This is a genomic window from Ligilactobacillus sp. (assembly GCF_036846325.1).
In the GTDB taxonomy this organism is placed as follows: domain Bacteria; phylum Bacillota; class Bacilli; order Lactobacillales; family Lactobacillaceae; genus Ligilactobacillus.
In genome coordinates this window covers 1-1,663 of sequence record NZ_DAIUCE010000191.1, presented here as the reverse complement: position 1 = coordinate 1,663, position 1,663 = coordinate 1, and the positions used below count along the sequence as shown (strand labels likewise).

Below are 1,663 nucleotides of genomic sequence, written 5' to 3'. Positions count from 1 at the left end.
TGTGAGAAGCAGCGGTTATGAGCCGTAAGCTAAGCTTCTGTCTGACGCAGGCGAGTGAAACTCGTCCAGGAAGACAGTGCTTAGCTCCAGGCGAATGCTGCTTCGAACCCAATTTAGGCAAGGTGTGGAGCCGAGCGCTCATGAGCCCGTAAATTCCAGCTCACGATTACGGGCAAAACGACGATTTTTGGGATTTGCCCGTAAACTCGCAGCATATTCGCCATAATCGGGCAATATGATATAATTGAAGGAAACAATAAATCTGATCAGAAAAAGGTGATGTGATTGAAAAATGCAGTGGCTAAAATAAAACTCTATGGCTGGCGCGCAGTCAAACTGTGCTTGTTGTTCGGTCTGATTGAGCTGCCGCAGTTTGCGCTTTCCCTGCCGAAATTACTGCTTAAATACGTCAATGGACCAATCGTCTATATTTTGACCTGGATGATTTTTGTCGGAGGATACGTTGCAGTGACGTTTATCCTGTTTACTTATCTGCAACGGCGCCATCCTGAAAGAAGGATCATCTGGAAGCCGAAGGGGAAGGAAATCAACACGATCATCATCGGGTTCATCGTGCTGATGGCTGCCAAGATAATCATCGGATCCTTTATGACGCAGCAAACTGCAAACGATGCCGCAATTGAAAAACTCTTCCGCATTTCTGTGAATACGAGTTTGATGATGGTCTTCATGACTGCCATTGCTGCTCCGATTGTTGAAGAATTGGTGTTCAGGGGATTTCTGATGGATTATTTCTTCACCGATCAGCCGGTATTTGCAATTCTGCTGAGCGGATTGGTTTTCGGATCGATTCATTCATCGACGAATCTCATCAGCTGGGTGATGTACGTGGTGATGGGAATTATTCTGGCCGCAACGTACAACAAGGAAAAGAATCTGGCAGCTTCCATTTCAGTGCATTTTTTAAACAATCTGCTTCCGTCAGTCGTTATGCTGTTGTCCAGTATGCAGCAGCTGCTGAAATAATAAAGAGGGACCGGGGTAAAATTCCGGTTTCTTTTTTTCAGTGCGTGTCTTTTGATTGAGTCACGGGCGCTGCATCGGGATGACAAAGCAGACTGTTTTGGACGGAATCCAGAATTTTGGGCTGCTTTTGGAGTAGATAAGCTGCAGCGACACTTTGTCACGCCTCTGAATTTGAATGCCTGACAGATATCCAGTTAAATCAAAAACGCGTATGATTCATAAAAATGAAATTATGAATCGTACGCGTTTTAAACTTAAGACAGAGCTTTTTACGCTCTCTTTTATTCATGACCACAAGCGTAATCACGTCACGGCTCACTAATGAGGAAGGTGATTCGCAGCACTGCATTTTCCAGTTGAAGACGGATCAGTTAAGCGGATCACCATACCATTGGCTGTAAAGGCTGCTGATGATTTCAACGGTCTTGACCGTGATTTTCTTCGTGAGAACCGGACTTGACGTCTTTTTGGAGGAGATGCAGTCCGAAACGTGATCAAGCACATTGATGCCTGAATCAAGTTCATTCTGATTAGTCAGGCGTCTGGTCCCGTCAGGCGTTATTACGACAACATTGTCCGGATCAAGGTAGTCTTGAATGACAATTCTGCCCCTTGTACCGACGATCGTCAGTTTGTCGTCAAGGTCAAAGTCAAGACTGATGACGTTGTTGACCAA

Annotated in this window: 1 protein-coding gene and 1 pseudogene; one reads left to right on the top strand and one right to left on the bottom strand. The window is 45.2% G+C overall.

Going from position 1 to position 1,663, the window contains the following annotated elements:
- Positions 1-285: 285 nt before the first annotated feature.
- On the top strand, positions 286-987 hold the full coding sequence (locus V7Z60_RS10070) for a CPBP family intramembrane glutamic endopeptidase (RefSeq protein ID WP_334117672.1): 702 nt from the start codon (positions 286-288) through the stop codon (positions 985-987).
- Between the two features lie 367 nt (positions 988-1,354).
- On the opposite strand, the pseudogene V7Z60_RS10065 reads toward V7Z60_RS10070, so the two are convergent.
- Positions 1,355-1,663: pseudogene (locus tag V7Z60_RS10065) on the bottom strand (Gfo/Idh/MocA family protein); the annotation flags it as partial.